Below are 24,542 nucleotides of genomic sequence, written 5' to 3'. Positions count from 1 at the left end.
ACCGGGCTTCGCAGGCATCGTCAATCCGCAGGGCGATGGTGGCAAGAAAGCCCGGTCACCAGGGTGATCACGTATAAGCCGTAACCCATCGTGCAGGGAAAGCCGGATGATCCGGTTCACCTGTGGTCTACTCGTGCGCTTTTTGTGCACGACCGCGGGTGCGATCGGCGCCCGGCTTTCCCCGCGCCCTCTTTTCTCGAGAGAGGGCGAACCCGACGCAAATCCTCGGGCGCATCGCGCCGCGGGAATGCGGACGTGTATCTGCTGGTTGTTTGAAATTTGAATATGCGTTTGAGCGCATACCGCTTGCACCAATACCGGTGTCATCGCCCGGCGAAGTCCGGGCGACCCAGTATTCCAGAGACGCCAGCGATAGAGCCGAGAAGCCGCGGCGTACTGGATCGCCCGGTCAAGAGCCGGGCGACGACAGTGTTGATTGTGGCGGCCGCCTTTCCGAGCCCCCGGTTTCTTCCAGGGGAGAGTGAAGACGGGCTTCCAGACAGGCTTCAATCCTTCCGGAACACGATCGACGCCATCCAGCCCGTCATCAGCGCCATGAACGCCGTGGCCAGGCCATAGGCAAAACCGTTGTTGCGCGCGGAGTTGGCGACGAACTGCTCGAAGCCGACCTTGACGATTTCGAACGCGGTGTCGGTCTTGGTCACCAGCGCGCCGTCGGAGAACAGCTTGATCTCGACGTCATAGGTTCCGATCGGCACTTCGCCGGGCAGCGGAATGCCGGTGCGAAACAGCGTCGGGGTCAGGAACGTCACCGCCGAGGTCTCCTCGCGATAGAGGCCGTGCTGCGAGCGCAGCCGGACGAAGGCGCTGCGGAACGGATCGTTCGGCACCACGTCGGCATAATCGGGTCCGACGCGCTGGGTCAGCAATACGTTGTTGAGGCCGAGCTGCTGGCGCCGCGTGACCTCGGGCGAAGCGATGGCGTCGAACGGCCGGTTGGAAAACAGCGCCAGATAGGCCGGCACCTTGAGAAACTCCCGCGAGTCGGTGTTGATCCAGATGCCGAGCTTGCGCTCCTTGCGGCGCGTCACCATGTCGGCGCGCGGCCCGGAAACGGTCACGACCAGATCGTAACTGGTGCGGGTCGCCGGCGTGGAGGCGTCCTTTTCGACTGAGCCGAACAGCACCAGTTCCTCGCCGGAATAGTTCGGCGTCACGGTTACCCGGTGGTTCGAGACCGAGACGATCAGCCGCTCCGCCTGTGCCGGCGACGTGGCGACGCCCGCGGCCAGCGCCAGCGCGAGAACGACAGCTGCGAGTGAGGTGCGCGCGATCATCCCGCACCTCCGGTTTCCCGGACGGTGAAGAGCTCGTCGGGACGGATCCCGAGTTCGATCGCAAAGCGGATGCCGACCGCGAGAATCAGCAGGCCGAGCAGCAGCCGCAGATGCTCGCCGCGAATCTTCTGGCCCGCCCGCGCGCCGAACTGCGCGCCGGTGACGCCGCCGACCATCAGGATCAGCGCCAGCACGGCATCGACCAGATGATTGGTGACCGCATGCAGCATGGTGGCGATCACCATGGTCACCAGCGTCAGCACCATCGAGGTGCCGATCACGGTCGAGGTCGGCACGCGCAACAGATAGATCATGATCGGAATCAGGATGAAGCCGCCGCCGATGCCCATGATCGCGCCGATGAAGCCGATGATCAGGCCGACCACGATGATCGGAATCACCGAAAGGTAGATCTTGGAGCGCTTGAAGCGCATCTTGAGCGGCAGGCCGTGAATCCAGCCGTGGCTGCCCGAGCGCCGCGCCAGCGAGGCCACGCCGCGCCGTGCCCGCAGGATGGCGCGCAGGCCTTCCCAGAACATCAGGCCGCCGACGCTGCTGAGCAGGATGACGTAGGACAGCGCGATCAGGAGATCGAGCTGGCCGAGCGAGCGCAGCAGCGTGAAGGTCCAGACCCCCAATGCGGTGCCGACGATGCCGCCGCTCAACAGCACCAGCGCCAGCGCCGGGTCGATGGCGCGCCGGCGCCAGTAGGACAGCGCGCCCGAGAACGATGAGGCGGCGATGTGGCTGGCGACCGAGGCGACCGCGACCGCGGGCGAGATGCCGACGAAGATCAGCAGCGGCGTCATCAGGAACCCGCCGCCGATCCCGAACATGCCTGACACGAAGCCGACCGCCGCGCCCATCGCCAGGATGAGGAAAACGTTGACCGGAATGTCGGCGATCGGGAGGTAGAGCTGCACGCGCTATACTTCTGCTATGGGCCGTCAGGTCGGCCGGGGCCGCTCACGGTCTGGTTTCTTGATCGAGCATTGGCCGGCAGGGAGTCCGCGATGCGCCCGCGAAAGCGGCGCACGCCCGGTTGCCGAGCTCCTGCATAACCGAAATCGGCAGGGGGAGGGACTAAAGAATCCGCAGGCCGGCAATTAATTGCCGTGAGATCGCGCGCGATCTCGCGGTGTGGTTGATGATTCAGATTAATGCGCGGCGGCGGCGCGCTTGGTCGCGACCGGCTTCGCCGCGGGCTTCGCGGTGGTGGCCTGCACCGGGGCCGCATCCCAGCCGCCGGCCGGGGCCGCCACGTTGATGGCGTCGTCGGGCTGTGGCTCCGGCGTGAAGGTCTGGATCGCGAGCTTGGCCGCCGCCAGCGACTGGGCGTCGAGCCGCTTGGCGATATCGTCGCGCTTGCGGACCGAATCCGCGTCGCCCTGCGCCGCGGCAAGGCTGAACCATTTGAAGGATTCGGCGAGGTTCTGGTCGACGCCGATGCCGCGGGCATAGAGGATGCCGAGGTTGAACTGGCTGTCGGCGACGCCGCGATCGGCCGCCTTGCGGAACCATTGCGACGCGTTCTTGTAGTTGGCGCCCTTGCCGCCGCCGTCGGCGTCGAGCACCGCCAGATTATGCATCGCCTTGGCGCTGCCGCGTTCGGCGGCCTGCATGTAATAGCGCCGCGCGATTTCGACGTCCTTCTTCACGCTGAGACCCTTCTCATAGAGGGTCCCGAGCCGGAAGATCGCCGGCACCACGCCGGCCTGCGCCGCGCGGTCGTACCATTTGGCGGCTTCGTCGAAATTCGCCGCAACGCCCTTGCCTTCGGCGAAACGCACGCCGATCTCGTAGGCCGCGGTCGCATCGCCCTTCAGCGCCGCCGCGCGCAGCACGGGTCCGCCGATCGCCTCGGGCAGCCGCTCGCTCGGCGGCACCTGCACCTGGGTGAGTTTGCGGCTGGCAGGCGTAGCCGGCTGGGTCGGAATCGCGCCGGTGATGTCGCTTGCCGCTATCGGCAAGGAAGCGGGCAAGGCCGCGGGTGAGGCCGCCGGGATCGCCGCCGCCTGCGGGATCGCCACCGTCGCGGTGCCGTCGGGCGTGGAATTGTTGAACGATTGCCGGCCGATCGGCGTCGGCGAGGTCATCGAGGGCGGTGCGGGCGCCGGCATCGCCGGCCTGGCGCTGTCGGCGGCGGGCGGCTGGGCCGCGGGCGCCGGCTCGATCGAGCTCTCCATCGCCGGCATCGGCGGCGCGGTTTCCCTGTCGAGCAGCGTCATCGCCATCTTGAAGGTGCCGAGCACGATCACGACCACGCTCGCGCCGACCAGCAGCGAGCGGATCCTGGAGGTGATGGTCGAAGGCTCCTTGTTCGGGTCCTTGTTCGGGGCCTTGCTCGAATCCTTGGCCTTGCTTGCGGCGGACTTGAACGGGCCGCGGCCGGCCTTTTCGGCAGGCGCCGCGGCGGCAGCGGCCTGCGCGGCGCGGCGCGCGGCGGCAATGAAACTGGAGGTGCTGACGGGCTCGCGGCTCTCAGGCGGAATTTCGCTGATCGCGCTTTCGGAAGCGGCGATGCGCTCCGACGGCGTCGCCGCCCTCGCGGTGGGGCGGGTTCCCGGTTCGAGCGGATGATCGGGCGGCAGATCCGGCGCGATCACGGCGCGCGGCGCCGTGTACGGTTCGAGAATCTCGCTGATGGCGCGCGGCGCCGCGGCGACGGCCGTCGCCGGCGGCTGCACGGCCTGGAATTCGCGCGGCGCGGTGGCGAAATGCTCATGCGCCGCGGCGGGATTTGGCAGTTCGGGCTTCGGCTGCGGCGGCATCGCCACGCGGGGTGCGGCCGCAGGCGCGGAAACGGGTTCAGGCGCCGGCGGCATCTGCAGCTGGGGTGCTGCGGGCAAAGCGCGCGCGCTGCGCAGGTCGCCTTCGATCATGGCGAGCCGGTCGACCACGTGGCCAAGCGTAGAGTGGACGGCTTCCAGCGAATCCTGGGTGCGGCGGTCGGTTTCCGACTGGCTGAAGCGGATGTCGGACATCTCGCGCTTGACCATGTCGACGACGCCGTTGTCGAACGGCTGCGGCGCGCTGGCATTGCGGTTGTTTTCGGCCAGCGCGACCACGGCCGCATGCTGGTTTTCCAGATGGCGCAGGATGTCCTGCAACCCGGCCTCGACCCGGCCGAGATTGCCGGCGCGGGGATCGGTCGAACTTTCGATCCGCTCCAGCAGATAGGAGACGCGTTGTTCGAGATGGGCGAACGCCGATGCGCTGTCGTTGCCGACCGGCATGCGGTCGAGGCGGTCGGACAGCGACCGCAGCGCGCCCTCGATATGTTCGTTGTTGGCGCCGGACGCAGGCTGCTCCCGGGTTTGCAGCGTCGAGGTCAGCGCCGCGATGCGGGCTTCGAGGCTTGCAAAGGAATCGCTGTTGCCCTCGCTGCGGGCAAGTTGGTCGACCTTCGACGACAACATGTGCACGTCGTCGGACAACCGCGCCAGCGCGTCATTGGAGGCGACATTGGAAACGATGGCGCGAAGCGCGGCGATCGCGCCTTCGAGCTGCTGCACCGTGGAGGGGTCGTCATTGGCGCGCAGGATGAGGTCGAGCTTGCCGCCGAGATTGCGGATCGCGTCGTCGTAGCCGGCGAGCTGTTCCGCCGGCTTCAGCGAGAACAGCACTTCGCGAATTTCGGAGAGCGCGCGTTCGATGCCGGCCAGCGCCTGGCCGTCGGTACCGCTCTGGCGGGTGTCGTCGATGCGGCGCGACAGCGAGCGGATTTCGTTCTCGATCGATTCGATCGCCCGGCGCGGCATCGCCTCGGTGATGGCGGCGCGAATGTCCGCCAGCTCGGCGCGGAACGCGGTGATCGATTGCTCGATTCCGTCGGGACGCTGCAGCGCCTCGATCTGGCTGGTGATCTTGAGCAGATGCCGTTCCAGCGAGGAAAAATCCAGACCCGTGGGCGCCGCCGGCTGCATCGGGGGCGCCATCGGCATGGCGGGCGCCATTGGCTGCGCCATCGTGGCTGCCCTCGGCGGCGCGCTGCGCGGCGGCATCGAGCGGGGTGCGGGAGCATCGAGTTCGTTCTGGCGCGCGGCGATTTCCGCGATCGCAAAATCGAACGACGCCGGGCTGAGCGGCGGCGAGGGGCGATACACCTGGCTGGCGGCGCGCTCGACCATCTCGGCCTGGCGCTGCCTGTCCTGCATCTGGGCCTGTCTCGGCGCCGGATTGGAGATTTGCGACAGCCGCGCATCGAGGCGCGAAATCGCGTCATTCAATTGCCGGGCGACGCCCGGTTCGCCGCGCGCAGCGTCGCTTCGCGGCGTATCGGAGTGCGGGGCATCATTGCGGGGCATCTCACTGCGCGGCACCTCGCCGCGCGCGCGGGGTTGCGAAATCTGTTCGATCTGGCGGGTGATCGAATCCAGCCGCTGGTGGATGTCGGAGACGTCGGGCGTCTCTCGGCCCGGCATCGCCGCGGGCTGATCGTAGGGGCTTTGAAAATCCGGCCGGGCTGTTTCGCCGAGGGTGGAGTTGAGCCAGTCGTTCAACGACATGCCGGCGCGGCGCGCGGCGGCCTCGGCCCTCTCGCGCACGGATGGATCGATGCCTTCAACACTCCACGATACGCGCGAATTCATGCTCTCGTCCGGTTCCGACTCCGGCGCGCCAACCTGCGCCTTCAGCCTCCCCGCGCGTCCCACTGAAGAGACAATCGAATTCCGCGCAGGTCGTCTGCCTCAGAACTCGACTTTTTCGTGTTACGGTAAAGAACCGGTTAAGGAATGGCCCGGCGTGGCCGGAAAGTTGCTGTGCCGGTCAAATTGCCGGGCCGGCGGCGCTGGCCGGCAGGGCCTGCAGGGCCTCCTCGCACCACTCCACCACGACCCGCTCATGACGAACACCGAGACGAAGCGCCAGCAGCTTGCCGATATCCGCCGGCGACGCGGTTCCGTCAGGGAAGCGTTTTTGGAGGATGCGTTCGTAGCGCGCACAGCGGTCGCGGTGGTGTTCCAGCCGCGCCATCAGGTCGGCGCGCAACGGGCCGATATCGACGCCGTCGAGCGCATAGAGCCGCACCAGCAGGTCGTCCTTGATCGACGGCGGCACGCTCGGCCGCGCGCCCCAGTGCCGCAACGCCGCCCGGCCCTCGGATGTCAGAGTGTAGACCAGCTTGTTGGGCTTGCCGGTTTGCACCACCTCGCAACCCTCGATGTGGCCGCGCTCGCGCAGCTTGGTCAGCTCGCGGTAGATCTGCTGGTGGTTGGCCTTCCAGTAGAAGCCGATCGACGCGTCGAACGTCTTGGCGAGCTCATAGCCCGTCATCGGACCTTCCGTCAGGCAGGCAAGGATTGCGTCACCGAGCGCCAAGCGCCAACCCTCCCAGGTTCTTGCCTTCCAGGTATTCTTGACAATATGCCTAAAAGTGCATATGCGTCAATGTGCATATGATGGCGCGCCCGTCGCGCTTTCATGGACAGGAGACGTCCGATGAGCATGACCGGCCTCGACAAATGGTACGGCTATATAAAGTCCCATGACCGCGCGGCGCTATGGGATCTGCTGCATCCGGACGCGGTGTTCGAAAGCCCCGTCGTGCACACGCCGCAGCGCGGCCGCGACATTACCTTCAAGTATCTGGCGAGCGCGGACAAGGTGCTGGGTGGCCCGGGCTTCGCCTATACCGGCGAATGGCGCAGCGACAGCGGCGCGGTGCTCGAATTCCAGACCGAGATCGACGGCATCAAGCTCAACGGCGTCGACATCATCACCTTCGCCGCCGATGGCCGGATCACGAATTTCAAGGTGATGGTGCGCCCGCTCAAGGCGATCAACCTGCTGCACCGGCTGATGGGCGAGCAGCTGGCAGCGGCGCAAGCTGCGGCCTCGAAGTAGCTCCCTATGACCTTCGGAACCGGATAAGGTTCTTTCTGAAACCCCAACCATTGCTGCGATGGCTCCGTTGCACGGAGCAAGCCAGCCGGGAGGATGCCCATGCCGATCTACAAAGCCCCTGTGGAAGACGTCACCTTCCTGCTCAACGACGTGTTTCAGATCGATCGCTACAATAACCTTCCAGGCTTCAGCGATGCCTCCGCCGATGTGCGCGACGCGATTCTGGGCGAGGCCGCCAAACTCAGCGAACAAGTACTGCAGCCGCTCAACCGCGTCGGCGATCTCGAGGGCTGCAAACGCCATGACGATGGCTCGGTGACCACACCGAAAGGCTTCAAGGCCGCGTTCAAGCAGGTGGCCGAAGGCGGCTGGCTGGGCTTGTCGGCGCCGTCGGAATATGGCGGGCAGGGCCTGCCGGTCACGCTGACCCAGGCGGTCACCGAATTCCAGTCCTCGGCCAATATGGCGTTTTCGATGTATGGCGGCCTGACCATGGGCGCCACCGCGGCGCTGATGGTGCACGGCAAGCCGGAACAGAAGAAGATGTTCGTGCCGAAGATGGTGGCGGGCGAGTGGGCCGGCACCATGAATCTCACCGAGCCGCAATGCGGCACCGATCTCGGCCTGCTGCGCACCAAGGCCGTCAGGCAGGCCGACGGCAGCTACAAGATCACGGGCACCAAGATCTTCATTTCCTCCGGCGAGCACGATCTCACCGAAAACATCATCCATCTGGTGCTGGCGCGCATCGAGGGCGCACCAGCCGGCATCAAGGGCGTATCGCTGTTCGTGGTGCCCAAGATCCTGGTCAAGGCCGATGGTTCGCTCGGCGAGCGCAACGGCGTCACCTGCGGCTCGATCGAACACAAGATGGGCATCCACGGCAATTCCACCTGCGTGATGAATTACGACAGCGCCACCGGCTGGCTGATCGGCGAGGAAAACAAGGGCATGCAGGGCATGTTCGTGATGATGAACGAGGCCCGGCTCGGCGTCGCGGTGCAGGGGCTGGCGCAGTCCGAAGTCGCCTACCAGAACGCCGCGAACTATGCCCGCGAACGCCTGCAGGGCCGCTCGCTCACCGGCGCCAAGGCGGCGGACAAGCCGGCCGATCCGATCATCGTGCATCCCGACGTGCGCCGCACCCTTTTGACGATTCGCGCCTTCAACGAAGCGGCGCGCGCCATGGTGATCTGGACCGCGCTGAAGAGCGACGTCGCCCACCGCTCCAGCGATCCGAAGGATCGCCAGGAGGCCGACGATCACATGGGACTGATGACGCCGATCATGAAGGGCGTCATGACCGATGTCGGATTCTCCAATTCGGTGCTGGCGCAGCAGATGTATGGCGGCCACGGCTATATCGCCGAGCACGGCATGGAGCAGTTCGTGCGCGATGCCCGCATCGCGATGCTCTATGAGGGAGCCAACGGCATTCAGGCGCTCGATCTGGTCGGCCGCAAGCTGCCGCGTGACGGCGGCCGCGCGGTGATGGCGTTCTTCGGCGAAGTCGCCGCCTTCGCCAAGGACCACGGCGCCGACGAGGCCATGAAGCCCTATGTCGCGCCGCTCTCCACGGCGCTCGGCCATCTGCAGCAGGCCACCACCTGGCTGATGCAGAACGCGATGATGAAGCCCGACAATGCCGGCGCCGCCGCCACCGATTACATGCAACTGTTTGGCCTCGTCACCTTCGCCTATATGTGGGCGCGGATGGCGAAAGTCGCCCAGGACAAGATTGCGGGCAGCGGCACGACGCCCTATCTCTCCACCAAGCTCGTCACCGGCCGCTTCTTCATGGAACGGATGCTGCCGGAAACCGCACTTCATCTTGCCCGCATCCAGACCGGATGCGACACGACAATGGAATTGGCGGCGGAAGCCTTCTGATCGCAGAAGTCTCCGCGGCCCGATCTGACCGCGACATCTTCCCATCGCACCAAATAATGATCCTCATACCAGGAGGGCTTCATGCCTGAGGCATATATCTACGATCACGTTCGCACGCCGCGCGGCCGCGGCAAGGCCGATGGCGCGCTGCATGAGGTGACCGCCGTGGCGCTGGCCACGGTGCCGCTGAGGGCGCTCAAGGAGCGCAACAATCTTGGGGAAGACATCGTCGACGACGTCATTCTCGGCGTGGTCGATCCGGTCGGCGAAGCCGGCTCCGACATCGCCCGGTTCGCGGCCATGAATGCGGGCCTCGGTGAAGCCGTCCCCGGCATCCAGATCAGCCGCTTCTGCGCCTCCGGCCTCGATGCCGTGAATTTCGCGGCCGCCCAGATCATGAGCGGCCAGCACGACCTCGTCATCGGCGGCGGCGCCGAATCGATGAGCCGCGTCGGTATCGGCGCCTCCGGCGGGGCCTGGCCGATGGACCCCTCGATCGCGGTGCCGTCCTACTTCATGCCGCAGGGCGTGTCGGCCGACCTGATCGCCACCAAATACGGATTCTCGCGCGACGACGTCGACGCCTATGCGGTGCAGAGCCAGCAGCGCGCCGCGAAGGCCTGGGACGAAGGCCGCTTCAAGAATTCGGTGGTGCCGGTGAAAGACATCAACGGCCTCACCATCCTCGCCAAGGACGAGCATATGCGTCCCACCACGACGATGCAGTCGCTCGGCCAGCTGCAGGCCGCGTTCGCGGCGGTCGGCGCCATGGGCGGCTTCGATGCGGTGGCGATCCAGTCGCATCCGGAAGTCGAACGCATCAATTACGTGCACCACGCCGGCAATTCGTCGGGAATCGTCGACGGCGCCGGCGCCGTCCTGCTCGGCAGCAAGGAGGCGGGCGCCAAGCACGGCCTGAAGCCGCGCGCGAAAATCCGCGCCTTCGCCAATATCGGCTCGGAGCCGGCGATGATGCTGACCGGTCCGGTCGACGTCACCGAAAAACTGTTCGAGCGCTCGGGCATGAAGAAATCGGACATCGATTTGTTCGAGCTGAACGAAGCCTTCGCCTCGGTGGTGCTGCGCTACATGCAGGCCTTCGACATCGACAGTGCCAAGATCAACGTCAATGGCGGCGCCATCGCGCTCGGCCATCCGCTCGGCGCTACCGGCGCGATGATCCTCGGCACCGTGCTCGACGAACTCGAGCGCACCAACAAGTCGACCGCGTTGATCACGCTCTGCATCGGCGGCGGCATGGGCACCGCCACCATCATCGAAAGAGTATGAGCCGTAGGGTGGGCAAAGGCGTCTTCGCCGTGCCCACCAGACACATGCATTGACGAAGATGGTGGGCACGGCGCGAAGGCGCGCCTTTGCCCACCCTACGAGATCTACGCCCGGACAGCGCTCGCTGCGACCGGGCTCGCGAGCAGCGGAACATCCGGAAGCGCCATCAAGGCGGGCTTGGCAAAATGGTAACCCTGGAACAGCGAAATACCGGCCGCGCGCAGCACGGTGAGTTCGTCGTCGCTTTCGACGCCCTCGGCCAGGACGTGAATGTCGAGCGTGCGGGCGATGCCGACGATGCCGGCGACGATCGCCTGCCTGGCGCGGCTGAGGTGAATGTCGCGCAGCAATTCCATGTCGATCTTGATCAGGTCCGGCTGCAGCCGCGCCAGCAATCCAAGTCCGGCATAGCCGGCGCCGAAGTCGTCCAGCGCGGTCCAGAACCCCAGCTTGCGGTAGGCTTCGACGATCCGCTGCACGTGGGCGGGATCTTCCATCTTTTCGTTTTCGGTGAATTCGAACATCAGGTTCCGGTGCGGGAACCCGGCGCGTTTGGCGGCAGCGAGCGATTTCTGGATACAGGCGCTGGGCTCGTAGACGGCGTTGGGCATGAAGTTGATCGAGAGCCGCAGGTCCTGTCCGGTGAACAGCCGCCCCGCGGTCTCGATGGCCATCACCCGCGCGGCCTGGTCGAACCGGTAGCGCTGTTCCTCGGTGACCTGGCTCAGGATCGAGAACGCGGATTCGCCGTTGACGCCGCGCACCAGCGCTTCGTAACCCCAGACGCGGTGGTTGGTGACATCGACAATCGGCTGGAACGCCATCTTGAAATCGAACGGAAGCGCGACGTTGTCGCGGCATCCGACACAAACATTACCCATGGATTGGCCTGTCACTGACTGAATCTGGGCGAAAGCCTAGCCCACGAGTGATTGACCGCTCCTTAAGAGCACATTGAGCGAAACCGGACAGAGGAACAGACCCATGGCCTTCAAGAATTTCAAACTCGACACGGACGCCGACGGCATCGTGCTGGTGACCTGGGACACCCCGGGCCGCTCGATGAACGTGCTGGACGAAACCTCGGTCACCGAACTCGAGGAAATCGTCAAGCAGACCTCGGCTGATGCTGCCGTGAAGGGCGTCGTCATCACCTCGGGCAAGGAGGCGCTGTGCGCCGGCGCCGATCTGTCGATGCTGGAGGGCATGAGCAAGCAATATGCCGACATGCTGAAGGCCAAGGGTGAGGAAGCCGCCAACCAGGTGCTGTTCGACCAGAGCCGCCGGTTCTCGCAGGTGTTTCGCAACATCGAGATCTCCGGCAAGCCATGGGCTGCCGCGATCAACGGGCTGGCGCTCGGCGGCGGTTTTGAACTGACGCTGTCCTGCCACTACCGCGTCGCCGCCGACAATCCCAAGACCCGTCTCGGCCTGCCCGAAATCAAGGTCGGCCTGTTCCCCGGCGCCGGCGGCACCCAGCGCGTGCCGCGCATCGTCTCGCCGCAGGACGCCATGCAGCTGCTCCTGAAGGGCGAAGCGATCAATGTCGCCAGGGCCAAGGCGCTGAATCTGATCCATGCGATCGTTCCCGCGGCCGATCTCATCAAGGCGGCAAAGGACTGGATCAAGGGCGGCGGCAAGGCGATCGCGCCCTGGGACGAAAAAGGCTTCAAGCTTCCCGGCGGCCCGGTGTTTTCCAAGATGGGCATGCAGATGTTCCCGGCCGGCAACGCGATTTTCCGCCGCGAGACCTACGACAATTATCCGGCGGCGCGCGCCATCATGAGCTGCGTCTATGAGGGCCTGCAGTTGCCAATCGACGCGGCGCTTCGGGTTGAATCGCGCTACTTCACCAAGATCCTGCGCTCCAAGGAAGCGGCTGCGATGATCCGCAGCCTGTTCCTGTCGATGCAGGAATTGAACAAGGGCGCGCGGCGTCCGCAGAACGTGCCGCCGACCAAGGTGAAGAAACTCGCGATCATTGGCGCCGGCTTCATGGGCGCCAGCGTCGGCTACGTTTCGGCGCGCGCCGGCATCGACGTGGTGCTGATCGACCGCGACCAGGCCAGCGCCGACAAGGGCAAGGGCCACGCCAAGGCCGTGATCGACGACCTGATCAAGAAGGGCCGCGCCAAGGAAAGCGACAGCGAGGCGATCCTCGGCCGCATCACCGCGACCGCCGATTACAACGTGCTTGGGGATTGCGACCTCATCATCGAGGCGGTATTCGAGGATCGCAAGGTCAAGGCGGAGACCTACGCCAAGGCGCAGCCGCTGCTGAAGTCCGACGCCATTTTTGCCTCCAACACCTCGACACTGCCGATCAATTCGCTGGCGGAAGAGTTCAAGGACCAGGGCAAGTTCATCGGCATTCACTTCTTCTCGCCGGTCGAAAAGATGATGCTGGTGGAAATCATCGTCGGCAAGAACACCAATGACGTGGCACTCGCCACCGCGCTCGACTACGTGCGGGTGATCGGCAAGACCCCGATCGTGGTCAATGACTCCAGGGGCTTCTTCGCCAACCGTTGCGTACTGCGCTTCACCGCCGAAGGCCTGGAGATGCTGATGGAAGGCGTGCCGCCGGCGATGATCGAGAACACCGCCAAGATGGCGGGCATGCCGGTCGGGCCGCTGTCGCTGTCCGACGAAGTCGCGCTCGATCTCGTGCTCAAGATCATGAAGGCGACCGAGGCCGATCTCGGCGCCAACGCCATCGACCAGAGCCAGAAGAAGCTCCTGGTCGAAATGGTCGAGAAGCAGGGCCGCTTCGGCCGCAAGAACGGCAAGGGATTTTACGATTATCCCGAAAAGGGCAAGGGCCAGAAGAGCCTGTGGACCGAGCTCGCCGGCCTGCAATCGAAACATCTCGATCCCGATACGCTCGACATCGAGGAGATGAAGCAGCGCTTCCTCGTGGTGCAGGCGGTGGAAGCCGCGCGCACGGTGGAAGATCACGTCATCACCGACATGCGCGAGGCCGATGTCGGCTCGATCCTCGGTTTCGGCTTCGCGCCGTTCACCGGCGGCACGCTGTCCTATATCGACTTCATGGGCACCAAGAACTTCGTCGCGCTGTGCCACAAGCTCGAAGCCAAATACGGCTCGCGCTTCACCCCGCCGAAGCTGCTGGTCGAAATGGCCGCCAAGGGCGAGACCTTCTACGGCCGCTTCCCGCCGAAGAAGCTGGCGGAGAAGGCGGCGTAAGGCGATTCTTACCTCTCCCGCTTGCGGGGGAGGTCGCCGCGCGAAGCGCGGCGGGTGGGGGAATGCGTCAACGAGCGCCGGCGTTCGTTGAGAGGGCCCCCACCCCAGCCCTCCCCCGCAAGCGCGGGAGAGGGAGCGCAGCGGAGCAGGCACTCAGGATCGAGATCCCATGCGAAGCGTTATCGTTCTCGGCGCCGGAATGGTCGGGGTCTCCACCGCGCTGCAGTTGCAGCGCCGCGGCTGGTCCGTCGTGCTGGTCGATCGCAAGCCGCCCGGCCGTGAGACGAGCTACGGCAATGCCGGCTTCATCCAGAGCGAAGCCGTGCGGCCTTATCCGATGCCGCGTGATCTTGCGACGCTGGCGGCGATCGCGACAGGGCGCGCCAACGATGTCCATTACGGCGTCAGTTGGCTGCCGCGGCATCTTGGTCCCTTGCTGCGGTACTGGTGGCATTCCGCGCCGGATCGGCACGACCGCATTTCGCAGGCTTACGCGCGGCTCATCGCAAAGGCGACGAGCGAGCATGACGTGCTGATCCGGGAAGCTGGCGCTGATAATCTGGTGCAGCGAAGCGGCTATCATTCCCTGCGCCGTACCCAGGCAGCACTGGATGAAGTGGCGGCGGTCGCCGAGACGCTGGCGGCCGAATTCGGCGTGCGATCGGAAATCATCAGCCCGGCACAGCTTGCCGCGGCCGAGCCCGAGCTCAACGAGACCGGGGCGGGGGCTGTTCACTGGCGCGACCCCTGGACGGTCTCGGACCCGGGCGGGCTCGTCTCTGCCTATGCCGACTTGTTCACACGCAACGGCGGCACCTTCGTCAACGGCGATGCGGCCACGTTGGCGCCGACGGCTGCCGGCTGGACGGTTCAATCGAATGATGGCCCGATCGCTGCCGAGGCGGCCGTGGTGTCCCTGGGTCCATGGTCTCCCGATCTCCTGCAGAAATTCGACTATCGTTTTCCGATGCTTCGCAAGCGTGGTTACCACCGGCATTTCAGCGGCGGCGGTCGGCTCAATCTGCCGCTGCACGATCCTGCGTTCGCCTACGCCATGGCGCCGATGGCGAAGGGATTGCGGATTACGTCCGGCGCCGAATTGATGGGACCGGAAAGGTTGCCGCAGTCGCGCCAACTCGATCGCGCCGAGCAGGCGGCGCGGCGGCTTGTCGACCTCGGCACTGCGGTCGAGGCTGAACCCTGGAGCGGCGTTCGCCCCTGCATGCCCGACATGCTGCCGGTCGTGGGACCGGCGCCGAAGCACAGGGGTTTGTGGATGCATTTCGGGCACGGCCATCACGGCCACACGCTCGGGCCTACGACCGGCCGCATGCTGGCCGAGTTAATGAACGGCGAGGAGCCCTTCACCGACGCATCGGCCTTCAGGCCAGCGCGATACTGATCGCCTCTCCAGACAAAAAGGCCGGATCATCGATCCGGCCCTTTCAGGTTTGTCGCTATCCTCGAAGGCTTACGCCGCCGCCTTCATCAGGCCTTCCTTGGTCAGCGCCGCCTGCACGGCCGGACGCGCGCCGACGCGGGCCTTGTAGGCGAGCAGGTTCGGCAGCGCGGCGAGGTCGAACTTCATCCGCTCGGCCCAGGACAGCATCGTGAACAGATAGCCGTCGGCGACGGTGAACTGCTTGCCCATCAGGTAGTCTTTGCCGGCCAGCGCGCCGTCGAGGTACTTGAACTTGCCCATCACGCGGTCCTTGAAGAACGCCTTGGCGTCGTCGGCCAGCACCGGTGAGAACATCGGGCCGAAATTCTTGTGCAGCTCGGTGGTGATGAAGTTGAGCCACTCCAGCAGCTTGTAGCGCTCGGCGCTGTCGCGGGCGGGCGCCAGATTCTTGCCCGAAACCTTGTCGGCGATCATCTGGACGATGACGGGGCCCTCGGTGACGAGTTCGCCTGAGTCCAGCGCCAACGCCGGCACCTGGCCCTTGGGGTTGATCTTGAGGTAATCGTCGCCGTTTTCGAGCTTTTTGGCCTTCAGATCGACCTTGACCAGATCGTAAGGCAAACCGGCTTCAAGAAGCGCGATATGGGGCGAAAGCGAGCAGGCGCCGGGGGAATAATAGAGTTTCATGGAGTTTTCCTTCCCTTGGATTATTGGCTATACGGGACCGGGGGATTAAATGCATCTGCATGAAATAGTCAAGATTGATGCAGGTGCATTTAGTGAGGTACACTCCCTTCTGACATTGTGGGCTGGACCATGAAGCGCAAACCATCGACCGAGGCGACCGCCGCCTGGATCCGCCTGATGCGGGTGCAGAGCCGGGTGCTCGATGCCGTCGAGCAGGAGCTGAAGAAGGCCGGCTATCCGCCGCTGGCCTGGTATGACGCGCTGCTCGAACTGTCGCGGGCGCCGTCGGGCGAAATGCGCCCGGTCGAGCTGGAAAAGCAGATGCTGATTCCGCAATACTCGACCTCGCGGCTGATCGACCGGCTGGTGGACGAGGGACTGGCGGCGCGCCGCGAATGCAAGATCGACAAGCGCGGCCAGTTCGTCGAGATCACCGAGGCGGGGCGCGAGCTGCAGAAGAAGATGTGGAACGCGTATTCCGCCGCGATCGAAAAACATGTCGGCTCGAAATTGTCCGATGCCGATGCCGTCAGGCTCTGCGGACTGCTCGACCGGCTGGGCTGCTCCTGCGGCGAGACGCCAGTGCTCGCCGCGAGAGACGGCGCGCCCGCCCGATGATATCATTTTCTCCGCAAGTATTCCCGGGCCGGTTGGTCCGCGGATACCCCCGACACCGCGCGCGTTCGCTCGCAGCGCCCCACATCCGGAATTTGCATGGCGCGTGATCAGATCGATATGACGCCGCTGCAGTCGCGCGACGAACTGGTGGCGTGGCTGGCGGCGGGCGTGAAGCCGCCTTCCGAATTCCGGATCGGCACCGAGCACGAAAAGACCCCGTTCACGCTGCAGGGCCACCATCCCGTGCCTTACGAAGGCGCGCGCGGCATCGGCGCCGTGCTGGAGGGCATGCAGCTCCTGCTCGGCTGGGAGCCGATCATGGAGCGCGGCAACATCATCGGCCTTTACGACGTCACCGGCGGCGGCGCGATCTCGCTGGAGCCCGGCGGGCAGTTCGAACTGTCAGGCGCGCCGGTCGAGACCGTGCACCAGACCCAGTCCGAACTGATGGCGCATCTGGCGCAGGTGCGCGAGGTCGCAACGCCCCTGGGCATCGGCTTTCTCGGGCTCGGCATGACGCCATCATGGTCGCGGGCACAGATTCCGATGATGCCCAAGGGCCGCTACAAGATCATGACCAACTACATGCCGAAGGTCGGCCAGTACGGCCTCGACATGATGTACCGGACCTGCACGGTGCAGACCAATCTCGACTTCTCGTCGGAAGCCGACATGGTCAAGAAGCTGCGCGTGTCGGTCGCCCTGCAGCCGATCGCGACCGCGCTGTTCGCCAATTCGCCGTTCACCGAGGGCAAGCCCAACGGCTTCCTGTCGTTCCGCTCCGAGATCTGGCGCGATACCGACAATGCGCGGTCGGGGATGATTCCGTGGGCGTTCGAGGACGGCATGGGGTTCGAGCGCTGGGTCGATTACGCGCTCGACGTCCCCATGTATTTTGTGAAACGCGGCGAGGAATATATCGATGTCTCCGGTTCATCGTTCCGCGCTTTCTTCGAGGGCAAGAATCCCGCGTTCCCCGGCGAGCGGCCGACGCTGTCGGACTGGGCCAACCATTTGTCGACGATTTTCCCCGAGGTGCGGCTGAAGCGGTACCTGGAAATGCGCGGCGCCGACGGTGTGCCGTGGGGACGGCTGCCGGCGCTGCCGGCGTTCTGGGTCGGACTGCTCTATGACGACACCAGCCTCGACGCCGCCTGGGACCTTGTGAAGCACTGGAACGCCGCCGAGCGCCAGGCGCTGCGCGACGACGTGCCGCGCTTCGGCTTCAAGGCCAGGATCCACGACCGCTATCTGTTCGAAATCGCCAGGGAATGCGTGGCGCTGGCGCATTCGGGCCTGCGGCGGCGTGAGCGCGTCGATCACCTCGGCCGTGACGAGAGCCGGCATCTGGAGCCGCTGGAGCGCATTATCGATTCCGGCCACACCCCCGCCGAGGAGATGCTGGAGAAATTCAATGGCCCCTGGCATGGCTCGGTGGAACCGGCCTACGACGAATACGCTTTCTAACTCAGACTGTTGAACGCCGTTCATCCGCCGTACAGGTTGACGGCGATCAAATGGCGGCCCGCGAACCGCGGGTTGAGTCCAATCAGTCGAAAGCGACAGGGTATGTGGAAAGGCCGCCTGCTCAGGGCGTGTTTGGTGGTATTTGCCATGCTGGCGTTCACCACGGCCACCCGACCAGCTCAGGCTCAGGCCAATTTCGATCGTCCGGGCGGCGATTATCACAGCGGGCTGATCCCCTCTGGCGATCCGGCGGATTGCGCCCTGGCGTGCGAGCGCGACCGGCGTTGCCGTTCCTGGAGCTTCAACTATCCGACCGATGTGAAGGACGGCGCGGTGTGCTGGCTGAAGAGCACGGTGCCGGCGCGGGTCCATAACAATTGCTGCGTCTCGGGCGTCCGCGGGGCCGGCGTGGTCGAGCCGAAGAACGACAAGATCGAGACCTCGATCGACCGGTTCGGCGGCGACTACCGCAATTTCGAGGCGAAGGGCGGCAGCGAAGGCGACGACGAGTGCAAGGCCGCCTGCACCGCCGACAATCATTGCCGCGCCTGGACCTATGCCCGCCCGGGCTATGCCGGCAAGGCCGCGCGCTGCTTCCTGAAAAACGACATCAAGCCGCCGCGGCGCAAGGCCGGGTTTACCTCGGGCGTGGTGCGGTAACAAAGGTTTGTCGTCCCGGACAAGCGACCGCAGGGAGCGCCGATCCGGGACCCATACCGCGTGATCTATCGTTGCGGCATTGTGTCGGACGCTCTTCGCAACAACCACCGCCGGTGGGTCCCGGATCGGCGCTCGCGTTGCTCGCTTGTCCGGGACGACAGCGAGTTTAATCCGCCGGCAGCACCGTGACCTCCGGCCACAGCTTCTTCCAGCGCGCCGCCTTGTCAGCGTAATTTGCCGGTGAAAAATTCGGCCCGGGATTCGGCAGCACCACCATGCCGGCAATGTCGTCAAAGCCGTGGGGCGCATAGACGTCGTAACCATCCTGCGTGCGACGGATTCCGACCTTGGTATTCCTGGTCAGGAAGCGATCGATGCCCTCGGTCGAGCATCGCAGCGGAGGGTAGGGCAGGCCATGCTTTTGCGGATACCAGAGATGGACGCGGGCCTGGTTGCGCGCCTCGACCGTGACACCGGGCGCGGCGAATGCGTTCTGCAACTGCCGGATCACGGCATCCTCGGCCTGCCACGAGATGTCGGGATCGAAATAGAACACGTCGTAATCGTTGATGCCGTAGTCGGGCGCGCGGTTCGTCAACCCGTTCCAGACGGTCTGCACCAGGCATCCCGAGACGAGCCATGCATCCGGCAAAGCGAGGCGGTATAATTCATCCGATATCGCCGCATTGACCGGATTGCGAAGGGCGGCGGCGAGGAATTCGGATTGGTTCATGACGGTTTCGTAGGGTGGGCAAAGGCGCTTTTCGCGCCGTGCCCACCATTGGCATTGTCGAACGAAGATGGTGGGCACGGCGCGAAGCGCGCGCCTTTGCCCACCCTACGAGTCTCAATGTACCGCGGTGAAAAACCGCGCGACGCGGAAACCGGACAGCCAGGTCCATACCGGCTGGCCGCGGATGCCGAGGTCCCAGGATCCGACCACGGCGTCGGCACGGCCGACCAGATTGTCCATCGGCAACAGCCCGACGCCGCCGTCGCGCACGGCGACGCGGCTGTCGGCGGAATTGTCGCGGTTATCGCCGAGCACGAACAGCCGGTCCGGCGGCACCGTCACTTCCGGCGTATTGTCGAGCCGGCCATTGTCGCGCATCTTGAAGATCGCGTGGGTGACTCCATCCGGCAGCGTCTCGATGAAGCGCTGGGCCGGCCCGCCGCCGGCATCGTCCTCGGATTGTCCTGTCCCGTCCGGCTTCAGTGCGGCGGCGCGATTGTTGATGAAGAGCTGGCCCTGCCGCATCTGGATGCGGTCGCCGGGGAGGCCGACGACGCGCTTGACCCAGGCCTGCGAGCGGTCGCCCGGCCAGCGGAACACGACGACGTCGCCGCGCTTCGGCGTGCCGCCGAACACCCGCCCGGTCTCGGGCAGGTTGATCTGGATCGGCAGCGACGAGGTGCCGTAGCCGTAGGGATATTTCGATGCCAGCAGCGCGTCGCCGATCAACAGCGTCGGCTCCATCGATCCCGACGGAATGTAGAATGGCTCGGCAATCGCGCCCTTGGCGACGAACACGACGGCCACGATCGCCGCGAGTTGCACGGCCTGGCCGCGCCAGCTGCTCGCCTTCGGGGCTGCGGGTTCCTTGTCGATGCTCACTAGCCTGTTCCTCCGACCGTGATTTTTTCCATCCGCAGCGTCGGCTGGCCGACACCGACCGGCACGCCCTGGCCGTTCTTGCCGCAGGTGCCGATCCCGCTATCGAGCGCCAGATCATTGCCGACCATGGTGATGCGATGCAGGTCGGTCGGGCCGTTGCCGATCAGCATGGCGCCCTTCAAGGGCGCGCCGATCTTGCCGTTCTCGATCTTGTAGGCCTCGGTGCACTGGAACACATATTTGCCCGAGGTGATGTCGACCTGGCCGCCGCCGAAATTGGCGGCGTAGATGCCGTTCTTTACCGAGGCGAGAATCTCGGCGGGATCGCGCTGTCCCGAAAGCATGTAGGTGTTGGTCATGCGCGGCATCGGCACATGGGCGTAGCCCTGGCGGCGGCCGTTGCCGGTCGGCTTCATGTTCATCAGCCGGGCGTTCTGGCGGTCCTGCATGTAGCCGACCAGGATGCCGTCCTCGATCAGCACGGTGCGGTTGGTCGGGGTGCCTTCGTCGTCAATGGAAAGAGAACCGCGCCGCGACGCCATGGTGCCGTCATCGACCACGGTGACGCCTTTGGCCGCGACCTGCTGGCCCATCAACCCGGCGAAGGCAGAGGTCTGCTTGCGGTTGAAATCGCCCTCGAGGCCGTGGCCCACGGCTTCATGCAGCATCACGCCGGGCCAGCCGGCGCCGAGCACCACGTCCATTTCGCCGGCCGGAGCCGGCACCGATTCCAGATTGACCATGGCCTCGCGGATCGCGCCGTCGGCGGCGTCGCGCCACGCCTTGGTCTCGATGAAGCGCGCGTAAGGCTCGCGGCCGCCATAACCCTTGCTGCCGCTTTCCTGCCGGTCGCCCTGGCCGGCCACCACGGAAACATTGACGCGCACCAGCGGCCGGATGTCGCGATAGCTCTCGCCGTCGGGCCGCAGGATTTCCACCACCTGCCAGGTCGCCATCAGGCTGACCGTCACCTGCCGCACCCGCGGATCCTTGTCGCGCACGTAAGCGTCGATCTCGGCCAGCAGCTTGATCTTGGATTCAAAGCCCGGCGCATCCAGCGGATTCTCGTCGCCATAGAGCCGCACATTGGTATGCGCCGGCGCCGCCGCCAGTTTCCCGCTGTAGCCGCCGCGCACCGCATTGACCGCGTCCGCGGCGCGGACCAGCGCCGGCAGCGACACGTCGGAAGAATGCGCATAGCCGACCGCGTCGTCCTTCACCGCGCGCAAGCCGAACCCCTGCGCGGTGTCGTAGGTGGCCTGCTTCAGCCGTCCATTGTCGAACATCAGCGCCTCGGACTGGCTGTATTCCAGGAACAGCTCGCCGTCGTCCGCGCCATCCAGCCCGCGGGCCACCTGATGGCGGACGGCATCGCGGTCGAGATTGGCGCGGTCGAGCAGGGAGGTTGTGGGGGTCATGGGGGGAGGTCCGTTGTGGGAGGCGCTGAAATCCAAGATAGTTGCTTCACGGTCGTTCCGCGAGGGGCGGAATCCACCCCCTGGGGCAGGAATGGTCACTATGTCGGTGGATATTGTTCCGATTGAGGAAAGTCATATCGAGGGATTTCACCGAACCCTCGATTTCGTCGCGCGGGAGCGACGATATCTGTCGTTCCTTGAGGCCCCGCCGCTGGAGAGTGTCCGGGCCTTCGTGCTCGACATCATCAAGCGTGGCCGTCCCGAGTTCGTCGCGGTATCGGCGGGCGAAGTGGTCGGCTGGTGTGATGTCCTGCCAAAGGACCGGCCGATCTATGTCCGGACCGGTGTGCTGGGCATGGGCCTGCTGCCGCCATTCCGTGGTCAGGGGATCGGCACCGACTTGATCCGGCGGTCGCTCGCCGCGGCCAGGGCATTCGGGCTCCACCGTGTCGAACTGACGGTCCGCGAAAACAACACCAGCGCGGTCCAGCTTTACAAGAAAGTCGGCTTCGAAGTTGAGGGCCTGCAGCGCGACGCGGTTCAGGTCGACGGCGTGTACGAAAACGTGCTGTTCATGGCCGTCTTGTTCGAGTGAGGCGCGGCTCCCTCCTCACGGCAGCTTGGGCGTCCGGCCTCGCGATGGCCGAATGCCTTGCGAAACATTGCTGCGCCGGGCCTCGAATGATGCTAGATTTCCGGCATGGACTACCATCACATCATCTCCATCGAACCGGGCAAGCGGGGCGGTCGCCCGTGCATCCGGCATATGCGGATTGCGGTGGCGGATGTGCTCGGTTGGCTCGCGGCCGGCCAGACCCATCAACAAATCTTCGACGATTTCCCCGAATTGACCGAGGACGATATCCGGGCCTGCCTGGCGTATGCCGCCGACCGTGAAAGGCGACTTGTCACCGCCTCATGAAGTTGTTGTTCGATCAAAACCTCAGTTTCAGGCTATGCGAGGCGATCGCCGACCTCTTCCCGGAATCGAATCACGTTCGGCTATTGGGCCTTTCGGAAGCCGACGACCGCAACGTGTGGGATCACGCCAAGACGCAGGGCTTCACGATTGTGTCTCAGGATGTTGATTTCGCCGAAATGGCGGCCGTGTTGGGCTCGCCGCCTAAAGTGATCTGGTTGCGGGCAGGAAACCAATCGACCGCAGCCATTTCTAATTTGCTGCGGCGTCACGCCGAACTGATCGCAGGGTTCGGGAAAGATGATGGCGCAACATGTCTCGAAATCTACTGATTCCCCTCACGGCAGCTTGTCATAGCCCTCGCCGATGCCGTTCAGGCTCAGCGGAAAGCCGATGCCCTCTTCCGGGGTCTCGAAGATAATGAAGGTCGCGGTTTTCGCGGTGCGCAGCTGCCCGAGCAATTTGTCGTCCATGACAACCTCGGCGACGCAGCCATTGGGCAGGCATCTGACAAAACCGGCGCGGCCGACGTCCTGATTGTCGAGCTTCAGGCCGAGCCCGGAGGGCAACAGCACGCCGAGCGGCGCCACCACGCGCATCAGCTTGCTCTTCTGGTCGGCGGTTTTCAGCACGATCACGGTGAGGCCGGCATTGGAGCGGTCTTCCGCCACGACGCTCTGGATCAGGGCGCATTGCTCGCCCTGGGCGCCCGGCGGGGTGTCGCAGCGGATCTGCCAGTCGCCATGCACCGAGCGCACCGCGCCTTGCGCGTGGGCGGCGCCGGTCAGGCCCAATGACAGCGCGACGGCGAGGCCGGCCGCGGCCAAGTTCGCGGCTTTGAGGCGGCCCAAACCGGCGGCCCAACCCTGGCCGCCGTGGCCCACGCTTGTCGCCCGGTATGTCGAACGCCCCATCAGGGTCGATTCCTCTGGTATTCCTCAGGCTGGGCCGGTCCGAGCATTGGACTGGCCTTTAACTGGCCTTGGACTGATACGGCAAATGACGGCGCCTTGAAGGCGATATTTCCGGACCTTACGCCGGGATGGGTGCTCCCCAGGGCGAATCAGGCCCCTCGGGATCACCCTGTCTGTGCCTACATCGGGCAATCCGGCTGTCAAGCGCGATCGGGCTGCCAGAATGGGACGTTGGCCTGATTCCACGGGAAAATGCGACATGCGCCGAATAGCAGGTGATGCGCCGCGCCATGCCTTACTACTGCATTGCGAGAGCCTGAGAATTATGGTTTGAGAGGCTGGATTTCGACGCGTTCTAGCTTTCTGGCCCCGGTACTCCAGGCAGTACTTCCCAAGGCCGTTTGTCTGGGGACGGATCGTGCAGCATCTCCCGCCATCCGGCGGAATGCTTTGGGGATTTAGCTTTGGGAATTCATCATGGGAGCGCGAGCGGCATGAAGATGTCGAAGGGCCAGATTGGCCGACGGTTGCTGGGTTTGGCGGTGGCAGGCGTTGCGCTGGCGGCCGGCGGGGTGGCGTTTGCCGAATTGGGCCAGCCTAAGCCGTGGGAATGGACCCTGCAGGAATCGGCCACGCCGGTGATGGACAAGATCACCTCGTTCCACACCCTGCTGGTCTGGATCATCACCATCATCACGCTGTTCGTGCTGGTGCTGCTGATCATGGTCGTGGTGAAGTTCAACGCCAAGGCCAACCCGGTCCCCTCCAAGACCACCCACAACACCCTGATCGAAGTCGCCTGGACCCTGATTCCGGTGCTGATCCTGGTCGCCATCGCGGTGCCGTCGTTCCGGCTGCTGTTCCAGCAGCTCGACATTCCCAAGGCCGACCTCACCGTCAAGGTGACCGGCAAGCAGTGGTACTGGACCTACGCCTATCCCGATAACGGCAAGTTCGAATTCGATTCGCTGATGGCCCAGGACAAGAAACCCCGGCTGCTCGGCGTCGACAACGAGATGGTGGTGCCGGTCAACAAGGTGATCCGGATCCAGACCACCGGCGCCGACGTCATCCACGCCTTCGCGGTGCCGTCCTTCGGCATCAAGATCGATTCCATCCCCGGCCGTCTCAACGAGACCTGGTTCAAGGCCACCAAGACCGGCTGGTTCTACGGCCAGTGCTCGGAACTGTGCGGCAAGGACCACGCCTTCATGCCGATCGCGGTGCGGGTGGTGAGCGATCAGGAATTCGCGGCCTGGGTTGAGACCGCGAAGAAGAAGTTTGCGACCAACCCGGCGAACTCGTTCGCC

22 protein-coding genes are annotated in these 24,542 nt (G+C 64.9%); 12 read left to right on the top strand and 10 right to left on the bottom strand.

The genetic code is table 11. The annotated features are described in order from the left end of the window. Nucleotides 1-506 precede the first annotated feature (506 nt). The 4 genes from Q7T45_RS12520 to Q7T45_RS12505 all read right to left on the bottom strand — a co-directional run bounded on the left by Q7T45_RS12520 (nucleotide 507) and on the right by Q7T45_RS12505 (nucleotide 6,620). Nucleotides 507-1,298: a TIGR02186 family protein gene (locus Q7T45_RS12520; protein ID WP_304871166.1), complete on the bottom strand. Its 792-nt coding sequence runs from the start codon at nucleotides 1,296-1,298 to the stop codon at nucleotides 507-509. Continuing rightward, the gene (locus tag Q7T45_RS12515; RefSeq protein ID WP_304871164.1) at nucleotides 1,295-2,221 is read right to left on the bottom strand and encodes a sulfite exporter TauE/SafE family protein; all 927 of its coding nucleotides are present in this window, start codon (nucleotides 2,219-2,221) and stop codon (nucleotides 1,295-1,297) included. The genes Q7T45_RS12520 and Q7T45_RS12515 overlap by 4 nt, the downstream gene beginning before the upstream one ends. A 234-nt stretch (nucleotides 2,222-2,455) precedes the next feature. Beyond that, a complete protein-coding gene (locus tag Q7T45_RS12510) occupies nucleotides 2,456-5,890 on the bottom strand; it encodes a hypothetical protein (RefSeq protein ID WP_304871162.1) in 3,435 nt (1,144 codons plus the stop codon). 178 nt (nucleotides 5,891-6,068) lie between these two features. After that, on the bottom strand, nucleotides 6,069-6,620 hold the full coding sequence (locus Q7T45_RS12505; RefSeq protein WP_304871160.1) for a PadR family transcriptional regulator: 552 nt from the start codon (nucleotides 6,618-6,620) through the stop codon (nucleotides 6,069-6,071). Nucleotides 6,621-6,740: 120 nt separating this feature from the next. Between Q7T45_RS12505 and Q7T45_RS12500 the strand changes: the two genes are divergently transcribed. The 3 genes from Q7T45_RS12500 (at nucleotide 6,741) to Q7T45_RS12490 (ending at nucleotide 10,325) form a co-directional block, all read left to right on the top strand. Further along, nucleotides 6,741-7,145, top strand: a complete 405-nt coding sequence (locus Q7T45_RS12500; protein ID WP_304871158.1) for a nuclear transport factor 2 family protein — start codon at nucleotides 6,741-6,743, stop codon at nucleotides 7,143-7,145. 99 nt (nucleotides 7,146-7,244) lie between these two features. Further along, nucleotides 7,245-9,035, top strand: a complete 1,791-nt coding sequence (locus Q7T45_RS12495) for an acyl-CoA dehydrogenase C-terminal domain-containing protein (protein ID WP_304871155.1) — start codon at nucleotides 7,245-7,247, stop codon at nucleotides 9,033-9,035. Between the two features lie 81 nt (nucleotides 9,036-9,116). Continuing rightward, entirely contained in the window at nucleotides 9,117-10,325 is a 1,209-nt protein-coding gene (locus Q7T45_RS12490) for an acetyl-CoA C-acetyltransferase (protein ID WP_304871153.1), read from the top strand. Between the two features lie 104 nt (nucleotides 10,326-10,429). On the opposite strand, the gene Q7T45_RS12485 is transcribed toward Q7T45_RS12490, so the two are convergent. Continuing rightward, complete coding sequence (locus Q7T45_RS12485) at nucleotides 10,430-11,206, bottom strand: EAL domain-containing protein (RefSeq protein WP_304871150.1); 777 nt, start codon at nucleotides 11,204-11,206, stop codon at nucleotides 10,430-10,432. Nucleotides 11,207-11,309: 103 nt separating this feature from the next. Between Q7T45_RS12485 and Q7T45_RS12480 the strand changes: the two genes are divergently transcribed. Next, nucleotides 11,310-13,532: a 3-hydroxyacyl-CoA dehydrogenase NAD-binding domain-containing protein gene (locus Q7T45_RS12480; RefSeq protein WP_304871148.1), complete on the top strand. Its 2,223-nt coding sequence runs from the start codon at nucleotides 11,310-11,312 to the stop codon at nucleotides 13,530-13,532. Nucleotides 13,533-13,701: 169 nt separating this feature from the next. After that, nucleotides 13,702-14,934 (top strand): FAD-binding oxidoreductase, encoded by a 1,233-nt coding sequence (locus Q7T45_RS12475; protein ID WP_304871146.1) that lies wholly within the window; start codon nucleotides 13,702-13,704, stop codon nucleotides 14,932-14,934. A gap of 69 nt (nucleotides 14,935-15,003) precedes the next feature. Here Q7T45_RS12475 and gstA read toward each other — a convergent pair whose 3' ends face one another. After that, the gene (gstA, locus tag Q7T45_RS12470; protein ID WP_304871143.1) at nucleotides 15,004-15,621 is read right to left on the bottom strand and encodes a glutathione transferase GstA; all 618 of its coding nucleotides are present in this window, start codon (nucleotides 15,619-15,621) and stop codon (nucleotides 15,004-15,006) included. Between the two features lie 129 nt (nucleotides 15,622-15,750). Between gstA and Q7T45_RS12465 the strand changes: the two genes are divergently transcribed. From Q7T45_RS12465 to Q7T45_RS12455, 3 genes are all read left to right on the top strand, one after another. Beyond that, a complete protein-coding gene (locus Q7T45_RS12465; RefSeq protein ID WP_304871141.1) occupies nucleotides 15,751-16,239 on the top strand; it encodes a MarR family winged helix-turn-helix transcriptional regulator in 489 nt (162 codons plus the stop codon). A 96-nt stretch (nucleotides 16,240-16,335) separates the two neighbouring features. Then, nucleotides 16,336-17,706 (top strand): glutamate--cysteine ligase, encoded by a 1,371-nt coding sequence (locus Q7T45_RS12460; RefSeq protein ID WP_304871139.1) that lies wholly within the window; start codon nucleotides 16,336-16,338, stop codon nucleotides 17,704-17,706. Between the two features lie 102 nt (nucleotides 17,707-17,808). Then, complete coding sequence (locus tag Q7T45_RS12455) at nucleotides 17,809-18,366, top strand: PAN domain-containing protein (protein WP_370691260.1); 558 nt, start codon at nucleotides 17,809-17,811, stop codon at nucleotides 18,364-18,366. A gap of 166 nt (nucleotides 18,367-18,532) precedes the next feature. Here Q7T45_RS12455 and Q7T45_RS12450 read toward each other — a convergent pair whose 3' ends face one another. From Q7T45_RS12450 to tldD, 3 genes are all read right to left on the bottom strand, one after another. Beyond that, on the bottom strand, nucleotides 18,533-19,099 hold the full coding sequence (locus Q7T45_RS12450; protein ID WP_304871135.1) for a nucleotidyltransferase family protein: 567 nt from the start codon (nucleotides 19,097-19,099) through the stop codon (nucleotides 18,533-18,535). A 114-nt stretch (nucleotides 19,100-19,213) separates the two neighbouring features. Further along, complete coding sequence (gene lepB, locus Q7T45_RS12445; RefSeq protein ID WP_304871133.1) at nucleotides 19,214-19,981, bottom strand: signal peptidase I; 768 nt, start codon at nucleotides 19,979-19,981, stop codon at nucleotides 19,214-19,216. Then, nucleotides 19,981-21,399: a metalloprotease TldD gene (gene tldD / locus Q7T45_RS12440; RefSeq protein WP_304871132.1), complete on the bottom strand. Its 1,419-nt coding sequence runs from the start codon at nucleotides 21,397-21,399 to the stop codon at nucleotides 19,981-19,983. Before tldD ends, lepB begins: the two co-directional genes overlap by 1 nt. A gap of 100 nt (nucleotides 21,400-21,499) precedes the next feature. Here tldD and Q7T45_RS12435 point away from each other — a divergent pair, with 100 nt between their 5' ends. From Q7T45_RS12435 to Q7T45_RS12425, 3 genes are all read left to right on the top strand, one after another. After that, a complete protein-coding gene (locus Q7T45_RS12435; RefSeq protein ID WP_304871129.1) occupies nucleotides 21,500-21,994 on the top strand; it encodes a GNAT family N-acetyltransferase in 495 nt (164 codons plus the stop codon). A gap of 105 nt (nucleotides 21,995-22,099) precedes the next feature. Continuing rightward, nucleotides 22,100-22,321, top strand: coding sequence for a DUF433 domain-containing protein (locus Q7T45_RS12430; protein WP_304871127.1), 222 nt, complete (start codon nucleotides 22,100-22,102; stop codon nucleotides 22,319-22,321). Continuing rightward, complete coding sequence (locus Q7T45_RS12425) at nucleotides 22,318-22,650, top strand: DUF5615 family PIN-like protein (protein WP_304871125.1); 333 nt, start codon at nucleotides 22,318-22,320, stop codon at nucleotides 22,648-22,650. The genes Q7T45_RS12430 and Q7T45_RS12425 overlap by 4 nt, the downstream gene beginning before the upstream one ends. Nucleotides 22,651-22,656: 6 nt before the next feature. Here the strand turns inward: Q7T45_RS12425 and Q7T45_RS12420 are convergent, their stop codons facing one another. After that, nucleotides 22,657-23,232 carry an invasion associated locus B family protein gene (locus Q7T45_RS12420; RefSeq protein WP_304871123.1) on the bottom strand — a complete coding sequence of 192 codons (576 nt, stop codon included), beginning with the start codon at nucleotides 23,230-23,232 and terminating at the stop codon, nucleotides 22,657-22,659. 494 nt (nucleotides 23,233-23,726) lie between these two features. On the opposite strand from Q7T45_RS12420, the gene coxB reads away from it, so the two are divergent. Beyond that, nucleotides 23,727-24,542 (top strand): cytochrome c oxidase subunit II (gene coxB / locus Q7T45_RS12415; protein WP_304871121.1); only part of this gene is annotated, 816 nt, incomplete at its 3' end.

The organism is Bradyrhizobium sp., from assembly GCF_030646015.1.
Classification (GTDB): Bacteria; Pseudomonadota; Alphaproteobacteria; order Rhizobiales; family Xanthobacteraceae; genus Bradyrhizobium.
This window is presented reverse-complemented; position numbering and strand designations above follow the sequence as displayed.

What these genes read in the sequence shown, in the direction of transcription:
- Q7T45_RS12485 (WP_304871150.1), bottom strand. Translation starts at nt 11,206, where the DNA reads ATGGGTAATGTTTGTGTCGGATGCCGCGACAACGTCGCGCTTCCGTTC.
- Q7T45_RS12420 (WP_304871123.1), bottom strand. Translation starts at nt 23,232, where the DNA reads ATGGGGCGTTCGACATACCGGGCGACAAGCGTGGGCCACGGCGGCCAG.
- Q7T45_RS12490 (WP_304871153.1), top strand. Translation starts at nt 9,117, where the DNA reads ATGCCTGAGGCATATATCTACGATCACGTTCGCACGCCGCGCGGCCGC.
- Q7T45_RS12455 (WP_370691260.1), top strand. Translation starts at nt 17,809, where the DNA reads ATGTGGAAAGGCCGCCTGCTCAGGGCGTGTTTGGTGGTATTTGCCATG.
- Q7T45_RS12425 (WP_304871125.1), top strand. Translation starts at nt 22,318, where the DNA reads ATGAAGTTGTTGTTCGATCAAAACCTCAGTTTCAGGCTATGCGAGGCG.
- Q7T45_RS12430 (WP_304871127.1), top strand. Translation starts at nt 22,100, where the DNA reads ATGGACTACCATCACATCATCTCCATCGAACCGGGCAAGCGGGGCGGT.
- gstA (WP_304871143.1), bottom strand. Translation starts at nt 15,621, where the DNA reads ATGAAACTCTATTATTCCCCCGGCGCCTGCTCGCTTTCGCCCCATATC.
- Q7T45_RS12495 (WP_304871155.1), top strand. Translation starts at nt 7,245, where the DNA reads ATGCCGATCTACAAAGCCCCTGTGGAAGACGTCACCTTCCTGCTCAAC.
- Q7T45_RS12435 (WP_304871129.1), top strand. Translation starts at nt 21,500, where the DNA reads ATGTCGGTGGATATTGTTCCGATTGAGGAAAGTCATATCGAGGGATTT.
- Q7T45_RS12460 (WP_304871139.1), top strand. Translation starts at nt 16,336, where the DNA reads ATGGCGCGTGATCAGATCGATATGACGCCGCTGCAGTCGCGCGACGAA.
- Q7T45_RS12480 (WP_304871148.1), top strand. Translation starts at nt 11,310, where the DNA reads ATGGCCTTCAAGAATTTCAAACTCGACACGGACGCCGACGGCATCGTG.
- Q7T45_RS12465 (WP_304871141.1), top strand. Translation starts at nt 15,751, where the DNA reads ATGAAGCGCAAACCATCGACCGAGGCGACCGCCGCCTGGATCCGCCTG.
- Q7T45_RS12500 (WP_304871158.1), top strand. Translation starts at nt 6,741, where the DNA reads ATGAGCATGACCGGCCTCGACAAATGGTACGGCTATATAAAGTCCCAT.
- Q7T45_RS12450 (WP_304871135.1), bottom strand. Translation starts at nt 19,099, where the DNA reads ATGAACCAATCCGAATTCCTCGCCGCCGCCCTTCGCAATCCGGTCAAT.
- Q7T45_RS12510 (WP_304871162.1), bottom strand. Translation starts at nt 5,890, where the DNA reads ATGAATTCGCGCGTATCGTGGAGTGTTGAAGGCATCGATCCATCCGTG.
- tldD (WP_304871132.1), bottom strand. Translation starts at nt 21,399, where the DNA reads ATGACCCCCACAACCTCCCTGCTCGACCGCGCCAATCTCGACCGCGAT.
- Q7T45_RS12520 (WP_304871166.1), bottom strand. Translation starts at nt 1,298, where the DNA reads ATGATCGCGCGCACCTCACTCGCAGCTGTCGTTCTCGCGCTGGCGCTG.
- Q7T45_RS12475 (WP_304871146.1), top strand. Translation starts at nt 13,702, where the DNA reads ATGCGAAGCGTTATCGTTCTCGGCGCCGGAATGGTCGGGGTCTCCACC.